At 44.9% G+C, this 21,658-nt stretch carries 20 protein-coding genes and 1 pseudogene; 20 read left to right on the top strand and 1 reads right to left on the bottom strand.

The features are described 5' to 3' along the window. The first annotated feature begins 7 nt into the window (after positions 1–7). The 9 genes from pyrF (at position 8) to allB (ending at position 9,608) form a co-directional block, all read left to right on the top strand. On the top strand, positions 8–682 hold the full coding sequence (pyrF, locus tag IEX81_RS02965; protein ID WP_229727459.1) for an orotidine-5'-phosphate decarboxylase: 675 nt from the start codon (positions 8–10) through the stop codon (positions 680–682). Further along, the gene (gene pyrE / locus IEX81_RS02960; protein ID WP_188801574.1) at positions 664–1,308 is read left to right on the top strand and encodes an orotate phosphoribosyltransferase; all 645 of its coding nucleotides are present in this window, start codon (positions 664–666) and stop codon (positions 1,306–1,308) included. Before pyrF ends, pyrE begins: the two co-directional genes overlap by 19 nt. Before the next feature lie 501 nt (positions 1,309–1,809). After that, complete coding sequence (locus IEX81_RS02955; protein WP_188801573.1) at positions 1,810–3,054, top strand: MFS transporter; 1,245 nt, start codon at positions 1,810–1,812, stop codon at positions 3,052–3,054. 35 nt (positions 3,055–3,089) lie between these two features. Next, on the top strand, positions 3,090–3,869 hold the full coding sequence (locus IEX81_RS02950) for an IclR family transcriptional regulator (protein ID WP_188801572.1): 780 nt from the start codon (positions 3,090–3,092) through the stop codon (positions 3,867–3,869). 25 nt (positions 3,870–3,894) lie between these two features. Next, positions 3,895–5,211 carry a CapA family protein gene (locus tag IEX81_RS02945; RefSeq protein WP_188801571.1) on the top strand — a complete coding sequence of 439 codons (1,317 nt, stop codon included), beginning with the start codon at positions 3,895–3,897 and terminating at the stop codon, positions 5,209–5,211. Between the two features lie 26 nt (positions 5,212–5,237). Then, positions 5,238–6,521 carry a Zn-dependent hydrolase gene (locus IEX81_RS02940; protein ID WP_188801570.1) on the top strand — a complete coding sequence of 428 codons (1,284 nt, stop codon included), beginning with the start codon at positions 5,238–5,240 and terminating at the stop codon, positions 6,519–6,521. Next, positions 6,502–7,287 (top strand): dihydroorotate dehydrogenase electron transfer subunit, encoded by a 786-nt coding sequence (locus tag IEX81_RS02935; RefSeq protein ID WP_229727440.1) that lies wholly within the window; start codon positions 6,502–6,504, stop codon positions 7,285–7,287. Before IEX81_RS02940 ends, IEX81_RS02935 begins: the two co-directional genes overlap by 20 nt. Further along, on the top strand, positions 7,284–8,201 hold the full coding sequence (locus IEX81_RS02930; RefSeq protein WP_188801569.1) for a dihydroorotate dehydrogenase: 918 nt from the start codon (positions 7,284–7,286) through the stop codon (positions 8,199–8,201). Before IEX81_RS02935 ends, IEX81_RS02930 begins: the two co-directional genes overlap by 4 nt. Before the next feature lie 12 nt (positions 8,202–8,213). Next, on the top strand, positions 8,214–9,608 hold the full coding sequence (allB, locus tag IEX81_RS02925; RefSeq protein WP_188801568.1) for an allantoinase AllB: 1,395 nt from the start codon (positions 8,214–8,216) through the stop codon (positions 9,606–9,608). 600 nt (positions 9,609–10,208) lie between these two features. Here allB and IEX81_RS02920 read toward each other — a convergent pair. Beyond that, a complete protein-coding gene (locus IEX81_RS02920) occupies positions 10,209–10,601 on the bottom strand; it encodes a hypothetical protein (protein ID WP_188801567.1) in 393 nt (130 codons plus the stop codon). 569 nt (positions 10,602–11,170) lie between these two features. On the opposite strand from IEX81_RS02920, the pseudogene IEX81_RS02915 reads away from it, so the two are divergent. The 11 genes and pseudogenes from IEX81_RS02915 to rpoZ form a co-directional block, all read left to right on the top strand. Continuing rightward, positions 11,171–11,470: pseudogene (locus IEX81_RS02915) on the top strand (response regulator); the annotation flags it as partial. Positions 11,471–11,896: 426 nt separating this feature from the next. Continuing rightward, the gene (locus tag IEX81_RS02910; RefSeq protein ID WP_188801566.1) at positions 11,897–12,070 is read left to right on the top strand and encodes a hypothetical protein; all 174 of its coding nucleotides are present in this window, start codon (positions 11,897–11,899) and stop codon (positions 12,068–12,070) included. A 112-nt stretch (positions 12,071–12,182) separates the two neighbouring features. After that, positions 12,183–14,363: an ATP-binding protein gene (locus IEX81_RS02905; RefSeq protein WP_229727439.1), complete on the top strand. Its 2,181-nt coding sequence runs from the start codon at positions 12,183–12,185 to the stop codon at positions 14,361–14,363. A 33-nt stretch (positions 14,364–14,396) separates the two neighbouring features. Further along, the gene (locus IEX81_RS02900; RefSeq protein WP_188801564.1) at positions 14,397–15,050 is read left to right on the top strand and encodes a response regulator transcription factor; all 654 of its coding nucleotides are present in this window, start codon (positions 14,397–14,399) and stop codon (positions 15,048–15,050) included. Between the two features lie 161 nt (positions 15,051–15,211). After that, entirely contained in the window at positions 15,212–15,985 is a 774-nt protein-coding gene (locus IEX81_RS02895) for a ferritin family protein (protein WP_188801563.1), read from the top strand. Positions 15,986–16,328: 343 nt separating this feature from the next. Beyond that, positions 16,329–17,486 carry a S8 family peptidase gene (locus IEX81_RS02890; RefSeq protein WP_188801562.1) on the top strand — a complete coding sequence of 386 codons (1,158 nt, stop codon included), beginning with the start codon at positions 16,329–16,331 and terminating at the stop codon, positions 17,484–17,486. Between the two features lie 203 nt (positions 17,487–17,689). After that, entirely contained in the window at positions 17,690–19,423 is a 1,734-nt protein-coding gene (locus IEX81_RS02885; protein WP_188801561.1) for an Rqc2 family fibronectin-binding protein, read from the top strand. A gap of 109 nt (positions 19,424–19,532) precedes the next feature. Next, positions 19,533–20,414, top strand: coding sequence for a YicC/YloC family endoribonuclease (locus tag IEX81_RS02880; protein ID WP_188801560.1), 882 nt, complete (start codon positions 19,533–19,535; stop codon positions 20,412–20,414). A 30-nt stretch (positions 20,415–20,444) separates the two neighbouring features. Next, entirely contained in the window at positions 20,445–20,705 is a 261-nt protein-coding gene (gene remA / locus IEX81_RS02875) for an extracellular matrix/biofilm regulator RemA (protein ID WP_188801559.1), read from the top strand. An 18-nt stretch (positions 20,706–20,723) separates the two neighbouring features. Further along, complete coding sequence (gene gmk / locus IEX81_RS02870) at positions 20,724–21,347, top strand: guanylate kinase (RefSeq protein ID WP_188801558.1); 624 nt, start codon at positions 20,724–20,726, stop codon at positions 21,345–21,347. Next, on the top strand, positions 21,344–21,541 hold the full coding sequence (rpoZ, locus tag IEX81_RS02865; RefSeq protein WP_308424058.1) for a DNA-directed RNA polymerase subunit omega: 198 nt from the start codon (positions 21,344–21,346) through the stop codon (positions 21,539–21,541). The genes gmk and rpoZ overlap by 4 nt, the downstream gene beginning before the upstream one ends. Positions 21,542–21,658: the final 117 nt, after the last annotated feature.

The raw sequence follows: 21,658 nt of genomic DNA, 5'->3' as shown, positions 1-21,658 counted from the left end.
AGAAGAGATGTTTCGAATTTTAAAACTGATTAATCGGCCGGGGTGTTATGTTAAGGTCGGAATGGAGCTTTACCTTCAGGAAGGCGCAGATGTCGTCCGGGAACTGAAGGACGGCGGTTATTCTGTCTTTCTTGATCTGAAATTGCATGATATTCCTCATACGGTAAACAAAGCAATGAAAGGTTTGGCACGTGTCGGTGCGGATATGGTCAATGTCCATGCAGCCGGGGGATCAGAAATGATGCGGGCGGCGGTTGACGGACTTGGAGACGGCTCAGTAAAAAAGCGTCCAATCTGTCTCGCGGTGACGCAGCTGACCAGCACAGATCAGAGTATGCTTGAAAATGAGCTGATGATCGGGCATCCAATGCTCAACGTGATCACGCGCTACGGTGAACTGGCTTATCAGTCCGGACTGGACGGGGTTGTCTGCTCAGCATGGGAAGCTGAAAAGATAAAAGCATGTACGTCAGCTTCTTTTCTTGCTGTCACACCGGGTATACGTCTGGAATCAGACGCGGCAGGCGACCAAAAACGAGTGGCAACACCGGCACAGGCACGAAAACTTGGCAGTGATTATATCGTTGTCGGCCGCAGTATAACGTCTGCGGAAAACCCGGCACAGGCTTTTGATCGTGTGCTTGAGGAATGGGGGAAAAGTCAATGGAAAATAACAAACTGATTGCCGAGCATCTTTTAAAAATTAACGCGGTTGTTCTGAATCCTGATGATCCGTTCACGTGGGCATCCGGCATTCATTCACCGGTTTACTGTGATAATCGGATCATTTTGGCGTATCCGGCTATCCGGGCCGACGTCATCAAAGCGTTCGTACAATTAGTCAAAACCGACTATCCGGATGCAGAAGTGATTGCAGGCACTGCAACTGCCGGAATTCCGCATGCTGCGTTGATTGCTGAAGCGATGAATCTGCCGATGGCCTACGTTCGTTCATCCGCAAAATCACACGGCCGAAAAAAACAGATTGAAGGCATCATCAAGCCCGGACAGAAAGTTGTTGTGATTGATGATTTGATTTCGACAGGCGGCAGTGTACTGACTGCGGTTCATGCACTTGAAGAAGCAAAAGCCGATGTGCTTGGTGTCGCGGCTATATTTACATATCAGCTTCCGCAGGCAGACAAGAATTTCAGCGAGGCGAATACGAAGCTGAAGACATTAACAGATTTTGAAACGCTGATTCATCTCGCAGTTGCCCAAGGAGTAATTAGCAACGCCCAGCTTCAGCAATTAAAGAACTGGTATGCGGATCCTACTTCAGAAAGCTGGAGAACCTTAAAACTGTAATCATTTATAATGCATCCAAAAATGAACCGTCCTTCAAGGATGGTTTTTTTATAGTAGGGGAATTAATGAACTATCGAAAATTTCGCTCTTTTTGGAGCAACATTTTATGGTTTAGGATTAACTTTTACATGTTTCGGAGCAACTTCGTCCGGATTAGGAGCAACTTTCCAAATTTGGATGAATTTTACGCGGATTCGGAGCAACTTTTGAAAAGGGAGGATTTTTAATCCATTGTTTTTAGGACACAGTCATTATGATGTTCCACGGCTGTCCCTATTGGTTGTTGAATAATAAAGAATGCGGGATATTTCCAATAAAAAACTATGTTAGATAATCTGACATAAATGATGCGAGTTTAAAAAATCAAGTTATATAATTAATTTGTTAAATTTAACGGGGAGGCTTTTTCAATTTTAAAAATGGAACATCGTTCCGACCAACGGAACGATTGGGCGAATTTGTTTTAAAACACAAATTACAAAAAGAAGGGCAGATTAGCAAATGTCAGAACTGGGTGCAGAGTCAAAGATTAACTTGAGCCAAGAAAATGTAAAAATCGGCAAATACCAACATCAAACGGTTTGGGCTGCTTCCATTGGCTATGCAATGGATGGACTGGATATGATGATGCTTGCATTTGTATTGCCATTAATTATTGCCTATTTTGGAATTAATTCGGCTCAGGCGGGAAGTATCTCTACGATCACTCTGCTGGGGGTTGTTCTTGGCGGATACATATTCGGCGTGATGGCTGATGTATATGGGCGTGTTCGTGTCTTTACATGGACTATTTTAATTTTTTCATTATTTACAGGATTGTGCGCATTCGCACCGAATCTTTCAACGTTTAATGTTTTCAGATTCCTGTCCGGGCTTGGCCTCGGTGGAGAATTCGGGATTGGTATGACGCTTGTTACTGAATCCTGGCCGAAAAAATACCGGACACGCGCGACTTCATATGTGGCGGTTGGGTACCAGGTTGGAACGGTTTTAGCCACGCTGACTGCTGCATTGATCGCTCCGCATTTTGGCTGGCGAGGAGTATTCCTGGTTGGTGTGATTCCGGCAATTTTAGCTTGGTGGTCAAGAAGACACCTTGAAGAACCGGAAATGTGGAAGACGATTAAAAAAGAAAAAAAGAACAAAATTTCCATTTCCGAACTTTTCCATTCTCCAAAAATAACAGCAACGACGCTGGGCTTAATTGTGATTTGCAGTGTACAGAATTTTGGCTATTACGGCATAATGTCATGGATGCCGACGATGCTGGCAAAACAGCACAATTATACGATCAGCGGCACCACATATTGGACGATCTCAACAATCATAGGCATGGTCGTCGGCATCATTTTGTTTGGCTGGCTTGCCGACCGCTGGGGACGAAAACCAACGTATATTACTTTTCAGATCTGCGCCGCATTGATCATCTGGATTTATTTCCAAATTTCAAATCCGACTTTACTCGTTATTTTGGGTTCGGTTCTCGGCTTCTTTGTTAACGGAATGATGGGCGGATATGGCGCGCTGCTTGCTGAACATTATCGTACGGAGGCAAGATCAACTGCCGAAAATATTATTTTTAATACGGGACGGTTTGTAGGCGGATTTGCCCCATTAATCATCGGCGTTTTTGCACTGAATAGCTCTCTGAGTGTTGTACTTGGATTTCTTTCCCTCATATACGGTTTGGCTGCCGCATCGATGCTCTTTCTCGTACCGGAGACAAAGGGAAAAGAACTGGCCTGAGTTTAACAGCAATTGAAAAGATTATTGGATAGGGAGTGTTTTCTATCGAATGGATGGATCGTTTTGTCAAACTGATGAATGTGATCAGCGACTGTCCGTCTTCGGGCATCGGTATTGCGGAGATTTCCAGACGGACACTGCTCAGCAAGGGAACGACTCATCGAATGCTACAGGACATGCTTGCTTACAGACTGGTTATGCAGAATCCCGAGACAAAAAAATATCTGCTTGGCCCCAAGTCTATGAAATGGGGAAGCACATTCCTGAAAATGCAGGATCCGATGGGCCTGCTGTCAAAGTATTGCAATGATATCGGAGAAAAAACGAAATTGTATGCTTTTATCTGTCGATTTCAGGGAGACGAGATTTTCTGTACCTATACACATCAGCCTTCCGAAGTGCGAAACAGTTTTTTCGTTCATGTCGGCCAGCGCATGCCGGTGCATTGTTCAGCAGGCGCCAAAATTATTTTAGCCTATCAGTCTCCAGACATCATTCATCAATTACTCGAAAAGGAATCATTAAAACGATATACAGACTTTACGATAACGGACCAATCAGAAATCTATAAAGAAATTCAGGAAGCTCGCCCGAAACAAATCGCTTTCTGCGAGCAAGAACTGGAATTAGGCGTTACTGCGCTGTCTGTTCCTATTTTTCATAAGGCAAATCAGGCGGTTTTAAGCATCAGCCTGGTTGGTGAGCATCATAACATTGAATCCAGGAAAGAAACACTCATTCAGGACCTGCACGCAGCATCGCTTGAAGCCAGCGATCATTTGATGTCGATGAATTCTCTAAGCTCGGTCATCTGATCTTTTCCGGGAAGGAGGAACAATGATGAACAATGAGATTCGGATGGCGATTACGGGGGATTCGTTTATTACTCAGCGCTTACCCAGAGATGACGAGTCTCTCTTAACGATTCGGGATCTTCTGATGCGTGCGGACGTGCGGTTCACAAATTTCGAAACGACGGTGCATAACTTTGATGCTTACCCATCCGCGGCAAGCGGCGGAACTTGGGCGGCTTCCCGGCCAAGTATCCTGAAAGACTTGCGCTGGCTGAATTTTAACCTGCTGGCTTGCGCCAACAACCATTCTCTGGATTGGTCGCACAATGGTTTGCTGCAGACGATACATTATCTCAGTGAAGAAGACTGGATATTTGCCGGCATTGGCAATAATCTCTCTGATGCAGGTCAGCCGCGCTATCTGGAGACGAAAAAAGGTCGGGTGGCATTAATTTCCGCCACCGCGACATTTGAAAACTGGCACCGGGCAGGAGAGCAGCGTCCTGACGTTATAGGGAGACCGGGGGTAAATCCGCTCGGACATCGTGCCATTCATTATGTTCCCGATGCGTGGATGCATGTTTTGAAACAGATCGATCAGCAAACGGACATTGATGCAAAAGCCAATCTGGACTTAGCAGAAGGATTTAAGTCAAAAAAGAGCGACAGTTTTAACGTCGGAGGAGCAGAATTCCGCTTGGGAAAACCGGGAACATCTACCTTGATGGATAACAAAGACGCCGAGAGGATCGGCCGTTCCATCCGGGAAGCTTCACGCCAGGCAGACATTGTTCTGGTCAGCGTTCATTCTCATGAAATGAAGGGTATGGATAAAGAGCAACCCGCGGAATTTATCAGACAGTTTGCGAGATTCTGTATTGATCAGGGAGCACAGGCGATGATCGGGCATGGACCGCACGTGCTTCGGGGAATAGAACTTTATAAAGGATGCCCAATATTTTACAGCTTGGGCGATTTTATTTTCCAAAATGATACCGTAGAAAGACAGCCGGCGGAGTTCTATGATATTTATCACCTGGATTCGGGAAATACACCAGCGGATGGATTTGACGCCCGCAGTGATCATGGAAGAAAGGGACTCGCTGCGAATCCGAAAGTCTATGAATCTGTTATTGCAACGATGACCTTACGGAATGGCCGGGTTGAAGAAATTCAGTTGACCCCCATCAATATGGGATTTGACAAACCCCGGTCAGGCAAGGGCCGCCCGTATCTTGCTTCTTCTTCTGACGGCAGACGGATCATCGAACGCATAAAAAAGCTGTCGGAACCTTTTGGAACAAAGATATCAATCAGAGAAGGGATCGGCTGCGTTTCAATAAAGGAGAATCAACTGTCTTAGGGAATTAAGCAAGGATGGCGATAGAAATGGTGAAGATGAATCGATTGAAACAGACTTTTGATCACGTCAATCAGTTCGGGAAAACAGATAAAGGGATGACCCGGCTGGCTTATAGTAAAGAAGAGAAAAGGGTGACGGATTATTTCATCGCCTGCTGCCGGGAATCAGGATTAACGGTAACGTTTGATCCGGCCGGAAATGTGATTGCCAGGCGGCCCGGAGAGGAACCCGATCTGCCTGCCGTCGGACTCGGATCGCATCTGGACACCGTATATGAAGGCGGAAAATACGATGGGGTTGTCGGCACATTGGCTGCGCTCGAAATTGTGCGCGATCTGAATGACCGCAAGATTCGGACAAAGCGGCCGATTGACATTTTCTCCTTTGCCTGTGAAGAATCCGCACGTTTTGGATTTTCACAGATTGGAAGTAAACTGATGACCGGTCTGATCAAAAAAGAAGATATAGCAAAATTAACGGATAAACACGGTGAAACGATACAAACGATTTTTGCCCGCCGCGGTTTAGACTTTGACAGAGCGGAAGAAGCCAAACGTTCACCGCATTCACTGGCTGTTTTCATGGAAATGCACATTGAACAGGGACCGATCCTGGAGGCACAAAACAAAGAAATCGGCGTGGTGACCGGTATTGCCGCGCCAACCCGGTTTTCTGTATGCGTCAAGGGACATGCCGCCCATTCCGGATCAACCCCGATGAATCAGCGTCACGATGCGTTAATCGGGGCTGCTGAAATCGCACTCGAACTGGAAAGGGCGGCCAGGCAGGAAATGGCGTACGGAACCGTGGCGACGGTTGGCGATATTGAGATTGAACCCGGAGCGATGAACGTTGTACCGGGCGAGACAAATCTGAAGGTAGACATCCGCAGCATTTCCAGATCTTCGAAAAACAGAGTCGTTCAGCATCTGCGTGAGACGATTGACAGGCTGGAGCAAGCCCGTCACTTAAAGATAGAGTGCACAATGCTCAGTGATGAGGAACCTGTCCGTATGCATGCACAGGTTATCGATTCCTTCGAAAAAGCCTGCGGGGAGCAAAACGCAAGCTACATAAAGATGCCAAGCGGCGCCGGGCACGATACCATGAACATGGCTTCACTCTGTCCTGCCGGAATGATTTTTGTCCCATCCATCGGCGGCATCAGCCATCATCCGGATGAGCACACCGACCTGTCTCAAATCGTCAAGGGGATCGAGATTTTGGAAGAAACGGTGCTTCATTGGGCGGAATTTCCTTCGGATTCTGACGACCGGGAAAGGAAACGGTATGAAAAATCTTCATTCTGAGATTCTCTTCAATCGACCCGTCAATGATCGGTACTGGAAGATGGCAGTTGACGTGACGGCCCTCGAAGAAAGTGTTCGGCCCGGACAGTTTTTCCATATTCAATGCAGTGATGACTGGAGAAATCTGCTTCGACGGCCGTTCAGTGTTTACAAGTTTGACCGCCGCACCCGGATTCTGGAATTTCTTTATCTGATCAAAGGATCAGGGACTCAGGCGTTAATGAAGAAAAGGCCGGGAGAGATGCTCGACATGATCGGGCCGCTTGGCAAACCCTTCTCGCTTCCTGCCGGTGACGCTTCGATTTTGCTTGCAGCCAGAGGCGTAGGAGTGGCGACGCTTCATGCGCTGGCGCAAGCTGTGCCGGCTGAAGGCCGCAGAGCGATCGCCATTGTCAGCGCTCAAAAGCGTGACGACTTGCTTGCTGTAGATGATTTGAGACAATCGGGTGCCCAAGTTTATGCGGTAACGGACGAAGATGGGACAAGTACAATGGATCAGGTTGGAAAACTGGCGGAAATGCTGATTGAAGACTATGGAATTTCGGCAGTATATACGTGCGGGTCCAAGAGACTGGCGAAATTAATGCAGAACTTGGCAACGATTCACAATCTCTACGCTGAAATAGCTATGGAAGCACATATGGCTTGCGGTCTGGGCGACTGTTACGCCTGCGCGTGCCCCATCCGAAAGGAAAAAGGAATTGAAGCGGTGCGCATCTGCAGCGAAGGTCCTGTTTTTCCACTGCGTCAGGCGGTGCTTTCATGACTTGGAGACCGGATTTATCAGTGAAAATCAGCAAGTTGATGTTGAAGAATCCCATCATGCCGGCATCGGGTACGTTTGGGACGGAAATGTCGCCTTTCATCGACTTTAACCGGTTAGGAGCGATCGTTCCGAAAAGCATTACGCTGAATGAACGATCAGGAAACAAGGGCCCGCGTATTTGCGAAGTTGAGGGAGGCATGATCAATTCGATCGGCATTCAGAGCAAAGGTATCGATTACTATACGGAACACATCATTCCGGACTTCGCAAAGTATGATGTGCCGCTTATCGCCAGTATATCAGGCGATACGATTGATGAATTTGCCATCCTCGCGGAGCGTCTGACCGGAATTGACAGAGTCGCGGGTCTTGAGCTGAATATTTCATGTCCCAACCTGCGGAACAATGGCATTGCGTTCGGTATGGACGAGAAGACAACAAATGAATTAATCAGGACAGTCAGACAGGTGACGGACAAACCGCTGATTGCCAAACTATCTCCTAACGTCACGCATATTCAAGATACAGCCCTGGCGGCAGAAAAAGGCGGGGCTGATGCACTGACTGTGGCCAATACATTTCTGGCGATGGCTATTGATACCGAAACAAGAAAGCCGAAGATCGGAAACCTTATGGGAGGTTTTTCCGGCCCTGCAGTCAAACCGCTGATCATCAGGCTGATTTTTCAAGTGCATCAGGTTACAAGTCTTCCGATTATCGGAAGTGGCGGCGCGATGACCGGCCAGGATGTGATCGAAATGATCCTTGCCGGTGCATCGGCTGTACAGGTCGGTACCGCAAACTTCATGAAACCGGCCGCCATGCTCGATATCATTGACGAAATAGCGGACTACATGATGAGGCATCACATCGATAAAATTGCGGATCTCATCGGGAAAATCGATTTAGAATAGAGGTAAGTGACAATGACTTGGGATTACGTCATAAAAAATGGCCATATTGTAACGCCTGATAAGCTGTTTCAAGCCCATATTTATATCAAAGACGGCAAGATTGCGGCAATTTCTGATCAGCAGTTAGAAGGTACGGCAAAAAGAGAAACCGATGCAACCGGCAAATATGTTTTGCCGGGGCTGATCGACATCCATGTGCATTCGAGAGACCCGGGCCCGACCTATAAGGAGGACTTCTTTCACTCCACTCAGGCGGCGGCAGCGGGCGGGATCACGACTGTATTTGAAATGCCGAATACGACCCCACCGACAAACAATGTGGAAAATTTTCGCAGGCAAGTTGCTAACCTGACAAGCAAAGCGCATGTTGATTTCGGTGTCTGGGCACTTTGCCTCGGTCATCTAAATAATGAGGATATTCCGGCTCTTCATGAGGCGGGAGCCATCGGGTTTAAATTCTTTTGGGGTTATGCCATCAACAAAAAAACGTTCCAACTGACGTACAACTATAAACCGGGCATGAATGATGTCATTCCCCCTTTTTCCGACGGCGAAGTGTATGAGATTTTCCAGACCGTTGCCAAAACAGGGGATGTTCTCGCCATTCATGCCGAGGACAGCAGCCTGATCCAGACTCTAACTGAAAAAGTGGAAAAATCCGGACGCAGAGATTATGATGCCTTGTTGGAGGGACGCCCTAATCTGGCGGAGGAGATCACCATTCAAATGGCCCTGTCATTCGCCCGTGAGTCCGATGCCCGACTGCATGTGCTGCATGTCAGCACGGGAGAAGGGATTGAGCTTGTTCAGCAAGCGATGGCAAAGGGTTATCCGGTGAGCGCCGAAACCTGTCCGCATTATCTATTTCTGAGCAATGAAGATTACTCAAAAGTCGGGCCAATCCTTAAAGTCTATCCGCCTGTCAAATATAAGAAAGATCAGGAGCGTCTGTGGAAAGGGATCGCTGACGGCACAATCACTATTGTATCTTCCGATCACGCACCGCACACGGCTGAGGAAAAAGCCGGTGATCTCTGGTCGATCCCTGCGGGGATGTGTGGCACGGAAACACTCGCACCGCTGATGCTTAACGCGGTTAATGAGGGACGTCTTTCGCTTCAGAAACTGACTGCTCTCCTGTCAGAAAATCCGGCCAAGCGATTTGGCCTTTATCCGCAGAAAGGATCGCTTGCAGTCGGAACCGATGCGGATCTGACGATTGTTGATATGAATAAGGAAACAACGATCAAAGCTGAAAATCTGCACAGTAAAAGCAAGGTAACCGCCTTTGATGGCTATCCGATCAAAGGATTGCCGATCGAAACCATTGTCCGGGGTGAAACCGTCATGAAAAATGGAGAAATTGTCCACAGCCCATTCGGCCGCTTTGTGACCTCCAACCAATAAAAAGGAAGGCATAGGTTCTTCGTATCGGGAGAGCTAATGCCTTCCTTTTTTGCGATGTCAATATGCGAAACCGATTACACAGATTGAAACTGAAAAAATTGGTGTGCCAATCCGACATCGGACGAGTGAAGAGTACGAAAAAAAAATAAATATGATTATCCCACTTGCTCATTTAAGTCGGCAAAAAAACGTCTTTAAATATTACAACTAAAGATTATCGTCCGGCTCCCCCGGAATTCGGGCAGTTAGCAGGGTCAAAAAACCCGAACTGAATTCAGACTATTCGCACTTATTGATTGATAGGCCGTTTACTGTTGATTCTTAGCCGGTTACTGTAGATTCTCTGCTCTTTACTGTTGATTCTCTCCTTTTTACTGTCGATTCTCTCCTTTTTACTGTTGATTGTCCTGCTGTGCGCTCCTGCGAGTAGGTGGAAAACGGCTTCCGACTGTTAAGATGATTATTGAATGGTCTCAATTGTCACCAAATGAAGAAAATCCGCCTTTTTTTTCATTGGCTTGTTCAATCTAACTGAGATCTGACATGAGGAAACGGTACAATCAGTTTAAATAAAAAAATGATTATTCCGTTAGCTCATGATCAATCATTGTCTGTGTTGTTGAACTGCCGGTACGCAGGTGATAGAAAAGTTCCACACCGCTTTAGCCTGTAGGGAATCGCCCCAAAGTGCGGAAGAGTCATTCTGAACGCAAGGATTATCGGTGAAGGGCGATATATTCTGCTGAGCCGCGATATTTTTTCGCGGAAGGCGATATATTCCGCTAAGCGGCGATATTTTTTCGCGAAGGGCGATATTTTCCGCTGAGCGGCGATATTTTTTCGCGGAGGGCGATATATTCTGCTGAGCGGCGATATTTTTTCGCGGAAGGCGATATATTCCGTTGAGCGGCGATATTTTTTCGTGAAGGGCGATATTTTCCGCTGAGCGGCGATATATTTCCGTGAAGGGTAATATAATCTGCTGAACCCCATGATGGGGAAGAATCGCCCTAAACTCAGAAATTATCGCCCTTAGATACAGAAAAATTGTTTTTAGAAATAAAACATTTTACAGATTATCCTTTCTGCATGAGTTAAAGGGATACTCACAAAAATAAAACAGAATAAGTTAGCTTTTGCCTGTCTCTCTTTTGGGGACAGCCTTTTTGTACCGCCCAGCAGGGACAAAAAAGAGAAAAAACATAAGAACTTTCAAGGTTAAGCTATTCAAGAGGGGTTGACTGATTCAAGTCTGTTATCGTGATGCTCGATTAATCGGTTGTTTTCGGACGATTTTCATGGATTTTTCACAAATAAATTCTTTGACTGTCGGAACAGGGCTGACAAAAGCATCGAGTTACGGAGAAAGCACAAATTAAATTCTGATTATTCGCGCTCATTGATGCCGCAACGCTTATCGGTGACCATTTCCTAGTTACTTTCGGGTCCACAGTGTTATCGATTCTCTCTTTCTTAAGAAATCCTTCATTCTTTTTGCCTGTTTTTTTAAGAACTGCCATCTACAATAGAACATAAGCGAGTGCACAGGGGGGATGAACAGGATGGAAGATTACAACGTACTTGTCGTCGATGATGACAAGGAAATCCGTGATGTCATTGGAATTTATTTGAAAAATGAAGGGATACATGTCCTCACGGCGAAGGATGGGCTGGAGGCGATTGACCTGCTGCGCTGTTATTCGGTGCACCTTATTTTGCTTGACATTATGATGCCACGGCTTGACGGCATTCAGACGACGTTCAAGATCCGTGAGCAAAAGAATATTCCCATTATCATGATCAGTGCGAAAAGCGAAGATATGGACAAGATTCTCGGTCTGCAGATCGGCGCCGATGACTATGACCATCCGAGTGTAATGGGTCAAAGAATAGCGTGGTTTTATAATTCTTCATTGTCCGAATTAGATTTGTTAAATGATAGGGAAGCACTGGAACAATGGATTCAATCATCCGGTGTTGTACTCTATATAAAAGCAATGAAAGCTGTGTACCAGATAAGGGCTGAAAAAGAAATTGAGAAGTTGCCGATTACGGAACAGGATAAAGAGCTTATTGAACAATTTCTGGTATGATGGAAAAATAAAAGTTGAGATAAAGATTACTATTATACTTCATAGGTTATTTTAAAATTTTAACAATTTGGATAAATATTCAATATGGGCTATAATAAATAAAGGGAATAGGACACTAGCCACACTAATAGAAGATTAGGCCTTAAAGATTAAGTCTGACAAGAATTACATATAAAATCGAGGGAGAAACAATAAATGAAAACACTCATTTATCAGCTCATGAAGCATCCCCAGCTGGTCAGCCAAATTAAAAACGGTACTTTTGTTTTTCCAGAAAAAATCAATGAGGAAGAAAAGCGAGTAATCGTTAAAGCCGTAAAGAATGAAAACACGGGAACGGAAAGCTTTGATTTGTGGATTCATGGTTAAACATCCGCATAAGTATTTATTCTTGCTTTTACTGACTTGCCTGATTTATTCATTGTTCGTTTCCATCTATTTTGTCGCAGTGATTTTAAAGTACCCTCTCGTGGGGATTAATGTGAACACTGAAAAATCTAAAGTGATTGTCGATAGTATTGATTCATATAGCTGGGCATCTGGGCAACCGATTCAGAAGGGAGATATTGTGCAGCTTATTGATGGATACCCAGCCCGGTATAAATTGTCGGTCCAAAATGGGCATTTCATCGATCACGCTGATACAATCACAATTATCCGCAAAAATCAGTCTCATCAATATATTATAAATGGCAGTCAATCAGTCTCCGAAATATTTTACGCTTTTCTCGTACCGGTTCCATCTTTTCTCATCTGTTTTCTTATGGCCTGCTATATGTACAAGTATCATCGAAAAAACACTGCTGTCCCTGTTTTAATTTTGTTTCTGGCAGTGACCGGGCCCATCTTATTAAATATAAGTGCAAATTTTAGAGTATATAATTGGATCCGATACGTTATTACCCTTTCAATGTGTTTTAGTCTCGTCCTGTTTCTTCATTTTCTTAAAGAGTACTTTACACTTTGGTCGCTTACTTTTATCACAAAACATATATTGAGTATTCTTTATATTGGAGCTTTTTTTGTCTTTATTAATAGAGTTTGGCATGCCGCGTATCCTTTTGAATTGATTTATGTCTCCATAGTCTTTATACTTATTGTCTTTCTTATTTTTAGACTGTATATTAAAACAATAGGATTGGAAATCCATAGATCCGTGCAAGTGTTGCTGTTCGGGACTTTTCTCGCACTGTTTCCTTTTGTTGCTCTATATGCTCTGCCCAGGCTTTTTTTTAATGAATCGATCATGCTTTGGGAGTGGACAACGCCTTTCCTCATTTTTCTGCCGGTTACATTAACCTATCTCGTGCTGTCATCGTCGTTGATCGATGTATCTTTTGTGATTAGCCGGTTAGCATACTATAGTTTGCTCAGCCTATTTTTAACCGTCATTTCATTATCCGGATCTATACTTTTGCTGCCTGATCTAGCAGTTAAAGGTTTACTTAGCCTGATTCGCGTGGGATTATTCATTTTTATGTCGGTTTTGATTTTTTGCTATGCTAAAGAATATATCGATTATCGACTTAGAAAACAGCTTTATCCAAAGCGTCAGGACTTTCAGGCAAGTCTTAATCGTTTTATGCAGTGGATGAAACCCCAATATAAACTTTCAGATCTAGCTTTTATCTTGAAACGGGAAGTAGAAAACTGTTTACCTGTGGAAGAAGTAACTTTAGCAAAAGTTGAATCTGAGCGGCAAACAGTCTCCCTGATTGACAATAAAGTTATTCATGTTTCAGACGATCACAGTTGGCCAAAACCTGATCATATTGGTTCTCTCCGCAGCAACACTTTTGGCTTTTCTGTTTTACTCTCCCAAAATAAAAATGAATGTGTTGCGTTGATCGGCAAGTGGAAGAAGCCCCGCCGGCAATTAAATATTGATGAGAAAATTTGGTTTGAGACGCTGATCAATTATGCACAAATTATCATCGAGAACCTGTATCGTGCTGAAGAATTAGTCGGGTTGTTAAGTCAGTCGGAAGAAAGACGGGACACACTACCGCAGACTGTTCAAAGAGCTCTTTTTAGAATGTCGGAACGTGAGCGTAAGCAACTTTCTAATGACTTGCACGATACAACTGTACAGGATCAGCTTGCGCTTGCCCGGGAGATCGACGCAGAGAAAACGCGTTGGTCAGATCTGTCCGTCATCGGGCTGCTTAACCGCATTCGTGAGCGGATCTTAAATAATGTCGATACGCTGCGGCAGGTCATCCATGAACTTCGTCCCGAATTCATACACCAAATGGGTTTAGGGGAATCTCTAAAGGAACTGCTTCATCAAGTTAAGCAGCGTGCGTCTTTTTCACTGCATGCTTATATTGATCAAGATCTTAGGGTTTATGATTCCGATCTTGAACTGAACCTGTATCGTGTCGTACAGGAATTGATGAATAATGCTATGAAACATTCACAGGCCAATCAGGTTACATTGATCGTTTCTCAGAAAAGCGATCATTATTTGCTGTTGTACGATGATGATGGGATTGGCTTGAAAAAGAATCCAATCAGTCCCTCTTTCGGTACGATGGGTCTTTCAGGATTGATCGGACGCGTTGAAAGCACTGGAGGAACAATCACGATGGATACGATAAACGAGGATCATTTTAAAAAAGGACTTCATATTGAAATCATATGGCCGATCCGTCAATCTTGAAAAATTTTTCATTGAGAAAGGAGAATGATGCGGATGGCTTCAATCTTAATTATTGATGATCATCGATTGGTCGCGAGCGGCACAAAAAATCTGCTGCAGGAAGCCGGATTTCAGGCGGAATTGCTTTTTTCAGCGGAAGAACTGCAGAAGTCGGTTGAAAAGACGCACTTTGATTTGTTTCTAGTTGACTGGAATCTGCCAGAGGTCAACGGCATGCAGATTACCGAAAAAATAATTCAGAGGGTTCCTGAAGCAAGGGTGGTCATCTACACGGGTTTTGATAAAGAGATTCCGCCTGTTTTTGATGAATTAATTGACAAAGGCGTATCTGGAATTATCAGCAAATCAGCCGCTATCGAGACATTAATTGCTTCTATTCGTGCCGTTTTGGGCGGCCAATCCGTTTTTCCTCTTTCGATGCTAAGACAAGTACGATCGAGATCCCGACTGGTAAAAGAGGCAGAGTCTGTTTTTGATGAGAGAGAACAGGAAATTATCAAAGGTGTCATTGATCGAAAAACGAACAGAGTTATAGCTGACCAGCTGCATATCAGTCAACGGACAATGGAATATCAGCTTGAAAAAATTTATAGGAAACTGGGAATCCATTCCCGTGATGAAGTACAAAAAAGGGTAAAAGAGATTGGGTTAGTTTTACAAACCAGATCGTTTAAAAATAAATCATGAATCCATGCGGGATGCTTAAGAGCTCTCGCTTTTTTTTGCGTCATCTACTAAAATTTTTGCGCGGCTCACGCAAGAAGATTTCGGTGAAAAAGTGAGAGAGTCAAGTTATGATCAAACTATCATAAGGCCTTATGATAGATTCTTATAAGGGGGAAGCAATAATGAAAAAAAAGTTTGTTTTTTTGCTTGTTTCTCTATTGACTATTAACTTATTAATTTTAAACTCCGGTGCAGCGTATGCTATGGACATGACGAATTCAACGAATAAGCAGAGCTCAAAAGATCAAACCAATTTTGTATCAAAGATGACGTCAGAGTATCAGAGTTTACACGATACGTCAAAAAGCGATAATGGTGATCATCGGTTTACAAACGATATGCTCGAGAAACAAATTGAATCTCAGAGAAAGATTGATACAATCATCAATAATGCGCGAAAAAGTGGTAAAAAACTCTACTCCTTTGATGAAATTGTGAATTCTAATGCCGAAACCTTTGGAATCAGTAAAACAGACTTTGAAAAAATTAAAGAGAGCATTCTAGCAACACAGGCTGAAGATAAATCAATCATTTCAGCTTTTGAGACTGCCGGGCAAGGTAATCACCCTATAGTACAAAACATCAAAAAGAATGAGCAACTGAAAATTCCGGCTTCGTTAATATTTGTTGATCATTCTCTTGACAAACAGGATGGTAATATTTCTGGAGGCGGTTGGCCGTATTGCCTTGATAACAATGGGTGGGGGAATGGCAACTTTATCACTTCTGACTGCTATAAGGCTATTGTTAGCTTCCTTATTTGTGCTTCTGATTCGTCTTTAGGATCCATGAACAGTAATTTACGTTATTGCAAGGCATACGTGCGAAACTGCTCGCCGTTAATTGGTCATAACATCCATTGGCATACTCATCCTTGGTATGAGCAGATTCCGTGAGTTACATGAGTTTTTTTATCTCGTTTCATTTATTAATCTATGATTTAAAAATTAGAACATTTTGAGTCTTATAATAGTTCGCTCTCCTTACCGCTCAGCTCGATGTTGCTGCTTTCGGAAGGCGAGCGCTTTTTCTGGTTTTTTGAAAATCACAAATGCTTTTGTTAAAACAAATAAAGACGAGGTTTATTAAATTCTTTACCATAGGCTCTTATGGCGCTTTTCCTTATTATAGTATAGAGTTGTTTCATTTATACTACTATATTCATTGTAATATGTCTGTATGATTAGCTACAATTTGTTGCTTTATGAGACATAAAAATCACAAAGGGAGTGCGTCATTATGAAAATATCCTTCCGGTTACTATTTATTGTAATCATATCAGTATTCGCTTTTTCAATTTTCCTGTATGGATGCGGCAAAGGAAGCGACAGTAATGGGTCGTCATCCGGAACGCCGAAAATTATTAAACAAAATGAAAAAGGAAAAGAATTTTCCCAGTTTGAAATGGGCGATTCTCTTCATAAGTGGTACAGTCAGGGGATAACAGGTAAAGGCGTTAAAATTGCGCTCTTAGATACTGGAGTGGACAAAACCTGCAAGGATTTATCCGTTACAAAGGGAATAAACTTTGTAGGAGATAATCCAGGCAATTATAACGACGATAACGGACATGGAACGAAAATTGCCGGTATCATTGGGGCAAAAAAGAACGGATTAAATCTTGTCGGCATTGCCTACGACAGCGATTTGTATATTGCTAAGGTCGCGGATAAGAACGGAAATGTTAAGTTTGAAAATTTGATCAAGGGCATTCAATGGGCAATTAACCAGCATGTGGACATCATCAATATTAGCCTTGAATTTGAGCATGACAACGCTGCCCTTCATCAGGCAATTACTGACGCGGTAAAACACAATATTATGGTCATCGCGTCCAGTGGCAATATACGTTTTCCGGGAGATACATACAGTGCTTTTCCCGGTGCATATAAAGAAGTTATCGCTGTAGGCATGTTAAATAGCTATGGAAAAGTTTACAGTAAAGAATTTTTAAGTAAAAAAGTGGATGTATTCGCGCCCGGCGAAGATATCGCTGCGCTTTATCTCCACAATAAGATGACGCTCGATACCGGAGTATCATTTTCAACTGCTTATACGACAGGCTATTCCGGTCTAATCATCCAATCTGACAAAAACAAAGGAAGATCAATTACACGTGACTCATTAATATCGCAGTTAAAAAAGGACTTGGAAATAAATCGTTCATTTAACTTAGGATCTGTCATTAATATTTTGGCTATAGTATTACGGATTTTATTGAATATTCTTGTTGTCACCTTAATTATTCTTACAATTATCAACTGGCTTCGGAAAAAACAGGAGAAAAAGAGAATTCCTTTAAAAATTCTCATGATCACTACAATAATAATATTAATTATGAATGTAGCAGTTTTCATATTGGCTGGTTTGTTACCCACATCCACACCCCTCATGTGAAAAATAAGTTGCGCCCTTTTTCTTAGTTAAGGCCGTTTAATTGTGTAAAGAGTTATTGTGAAAGAGGAAATTTCCTGCTTAAATATGGGATCATTCTTGACGCATGGCGCCCCCTGGTGAGACAATAAAACCTGATAAATATTATAGTGTGTTGGGAAAGCGAGCAGCCGATGCCCGCTTTTTTTGGAAGCGAGGGATCCATTATGTCTTTTGACGGCATTGTCACCCGCGCCGTTGTCCGGAGTCTGCAGGACTTCGTCGGCGGGCGGGTTGCAAAAATATATCAGCCGACGGCGACCGATCTGATTTTTCATCTGCGTTCCCGGAGCGCACGCGGGAAGTTATTGGTTTCTATCAATGCGGCGTTTGCCCGGCTGCATTTGACCCGCCTGATTGAGGGAAATCCACAGGAGCCGCCGATGTTCTGCATGCTGCTGCGCAAGCATCTGGAGGGCAGCGTGATTGACGCGATCGAACAGGTCGGCTTTGAACGGATTGTCCATATTGATTTCCGAACGCGCAATGAACTCGGCGATCTTTCAGAGAAGCAGCTGATCATCGAATTGATGGGCCGGCACAGCAACGTCATTCTGATCGATAAGGAATCGGGACGGATCATCGACAGCATGAAGCATCTGACGGCGGCTGTAAATCGGTATCGGACGGTTCTTCCAGGGGAAACGTATGTCTCTCCGCCCGATCAGGGGAAGCTTAATCCGCTGGATCTGTCGGAGAAAGATCTGCTCAGCCATATCGAATGGAATGCCGGGCGGATCGACCGCCAGATTGTCGGCGCTACTCTCGGCTTTTCACCGCTGATCGGCAGCGAGATTCTGCACCGCGCCGGCCTGCCGCATCAGGAAGCGATCGTCCGTGCTTTTCAGACCGTGCAGACCGCGATCCGGAACGATGATTATCACCCGAATATTATTTACGGCAAGAACGGCAAAGATGAGTGTCATGTGATTGAACTGACTCATCTGCAAGGGAAAAAGGAAGAGTTTCCCAGTGTCAATGATATGCTTGATCACTTTTACGCAGTCAAGGCGGAGACAGACGCCGTCAAGCAGAAAGCCGGAGATCTCGGTCATTTCATAGCGCTGGAACTGAAAAAAAACAAGGTTAAGTTGAAGAAACTTGACAAAACTCTGAAGGATGCGGACAATGCCGATACCTACCGCCTTTATGGAGAGCTTCTGACCGCGAACATGCATCGTTTCAGGAGGGGGGACCGTTCTGTCGCAGCAATAAACTATTACGATGAAAATCAGGGAATCGTAACGATTCCTCTGAATCCGAACCGCACCCCTTCGGAAAACGCCCAGGCATGGTTTAAAAAGTACAGTAAGGCGAAGACCGCAAAACGCATCGTCCGCCAGCAGATCGGCCAGACGAAAGAGGAGGTCGCCTATTTCGACATTCTGATGCAGCAGGTGGAGTCCGCCTCACTGAAGGATATCGGCGAGATCCGCGAGGAGCTTGAAGAAGGCGGCTATTTGAGAAAGAAACGGTCCGACCGGGGCAAAAAGAAGAAAACACGTCCCGAAATCGATCAGTATTTTTCGTCGGACGGAACGGCGATTCTTGTCGGGAAAAACAATAAGCAGAATGATTATTTGACGACAAAAGTAGGCGGACGGGAAGAAACATGGCTGCATGCAAAGAATATTCCCGGTTCGCATGTCGTCATCCGTTCGGAGAATCCAGGCGAGGGGACGCTCGCCGAAGCGGCGGCGCTTGCCGCCTTTTTCAGCAGGTCGCGGCTCGGAAGCAGAGTCCCTGTAGACTATACCAAAGTGAAGTTCGTGAAGAAACCAAGCGGCGCGAAACCCGGGTTTGTCATCTATACAGATCAGAAGACACTCTACGTCACTCCTGACGAGTCCCTCGTCCTGAAATTAAGAAAGAAACCTGAAGCCCATGCGCCGGGCAGGTAGACGGTTTGAGCCGGCCGTGCCGTGCTCAAAAAACAGATCGACATATTTTGCGGCTTTGCTTGCTTCAAAGGCACCGTTTTGTTTAAAATGAGAAGGTGGAAGTGATTGGATGATAAACAGTATGACCGGTTTTGGCGCGGCATCGCTCAAAGAGGGCGAGACGAGTGCAAGAGTTGAGCTGAAATCGGTGAATCATCGCTTTTTCGATCTTTCTCTTAATATTCCCAGGCCTTTTACCTATCTGGAAGATAAAATAAGGAAGACCGTTCGTTCATACGTTAAGAGGGGCGCGGTGACCCTTTTTTTAACGATTGACGGCAGTGATGCCGTTGCACCGAGCGTCGGCACCAATTGGCAGATTGTCAACCAGTATCTGGACGCAGCGAGGGAAATACAGCGTCGCTGCGGCGGGAAAGAATGGGACTTCAGCAATGTTCTGCTTTTGCCCGGGGTTTTTTCCGTTCAGGAGGCGGGCGGGATGTCGGCCAGAGAAATAGAGCCGCTTGTGCTGCAGGCCGTTAATCAGGCGTGCACGCAGCTTGCCGGTATGAGGCAGAGGGAAGGCGGCCAGCTCGATGAGGATCTCCGGAAAAAGGCTGATTTTATCAAAAAACAGATTTCCGAACTCGAGGAGTTTGCGCCTCGTGTGCGTGAAACCTATGAGAAGCGGCTCCGGCAATATGTATCAGATTTTCTTGGAAATCGCTACTCCATTGATGAAGAGAGACTGATGAACGAAATTGCCGTTTTTGCCGACAAATCGGCGGTTGATGAAGAACTGATCCGGATGAAAAGCCATCTCACCCAGTTCCGGACTTTACTTGATGAATCTTTGCCGGTCGGCCGCCAGCTTGACTTTCTGATCCAGGAAATGAACCGCGAGATGAATACAATCGGCTCAAAAGGAAACAGCGCCGGAATGAGCCGGAGGGTTGTATCCATAAAAAACGAGATTGAGAAGCTGAGGGAGCAGATCCAGAATGTTGAATGACGTTACCACGAACAGGGAAGTGATTGTGCGGTGATCAGATTAATCAATATCGGATTCGGAAACATTGCGTCCGCAGGCAGAATTGTCTCGATTATCAGTCCAGAGTCGCAGCCGATCAAGCGGCTGATCAAAATTGCGCGGGACAACAATAAATTGATCGACGCTACGTACGGACGAAGGACAAGGGCTGTCATTGTGATGGACAGTGATCACGTCATCCTTTCTTCCGTGCAGCCGGAGACAGTTTCCCAGAGACTGATCCAGCACGATGGTGTGACGGATGATGCATGAATGGTTGGAGGTCTGTGCATGAGTTTTAAAGAAAAAGGATTGCTGGTTGTTCTCTCCGGACCGTCCGGTGTCGGGAAGGGAACGGTCTGCAAAGCATTAAGAAACAGAGGAAGTTCTCTTCAATACTCCATTTCCGTGACGACAAGAAAACCGAGAGAGGGCGAGATCGACGGGGTTCACTATTTCTTCAGAACGCGTGATCAGTTTCAGCAGATGATCGAAAATGAGCAGCTGCTTGAATGGGCTGAATATGTCGGCAATTTTTACGGCACCCCTATAGATTACGTTAGGAAAACCTTGGATGACGGGAAGGATGTCATTCTGGAAATTGAAGTCCAGGGCGCGCTTCAGGTCAAACATCGTTTTCCGGACGGCCTCTTTATTTTCCTTGCCCCTCCGAATCTGAATGAACTGAAAAAGCGGATTGTCGGACGGGGTACGGAAACGGCCGAACTGATCGAGAGCCGGATGAACGTCGCGAGATCGGAGATGGAACTCATGCAGAACTATAATTATGTCGTTGAAAACGATCAGGTGGAGAAAGCCTGCGACCGGATCGAAGCGATTGTGCTCGCTGAACATTGCAGGGTGGATCGGCTGATCGGAAAATATCAAAATAATGAAGGAGCTGATGGATTATGATGATTTATCCATCCATTGATAATTTACTGGAGAAGGTCAATTCAACTTATACACTGGTCACTCTTTCGGCCAAACGCGCGCGCCAGCTGCAGGACGGTTCCGGCCATTTGATGCTTGAACACCCGCGTTCCGACAAAGCAGTGGGCCAGGCCCTTGAAGAAATCAACGCCGGCCTTCTGTATTATAAAAACTGATCATCCGGATCATCGTCCGGCACGGGCAACAACCTTTCTGCGGGTTGTTGTTTTTTGTACCGAACAAAGCATTTGTATGCAAATAAAACGCCGGGATTCGCCAAGCGGCATAATTAT

The sequence above is a fragment of the Sporolactobacillus putidus genome, assembly GCF_014647035.1.
GTDB classification, from domain to species: Bacteria; Bacillota; Bacilli; order Bacillales; family Sporolactobacillaceae; genus Sporolactobacillus; species Sporolactobacillus putidus.
This window is presented reverse-complemented; position numbering and strand designations above follow the sequence as displayed.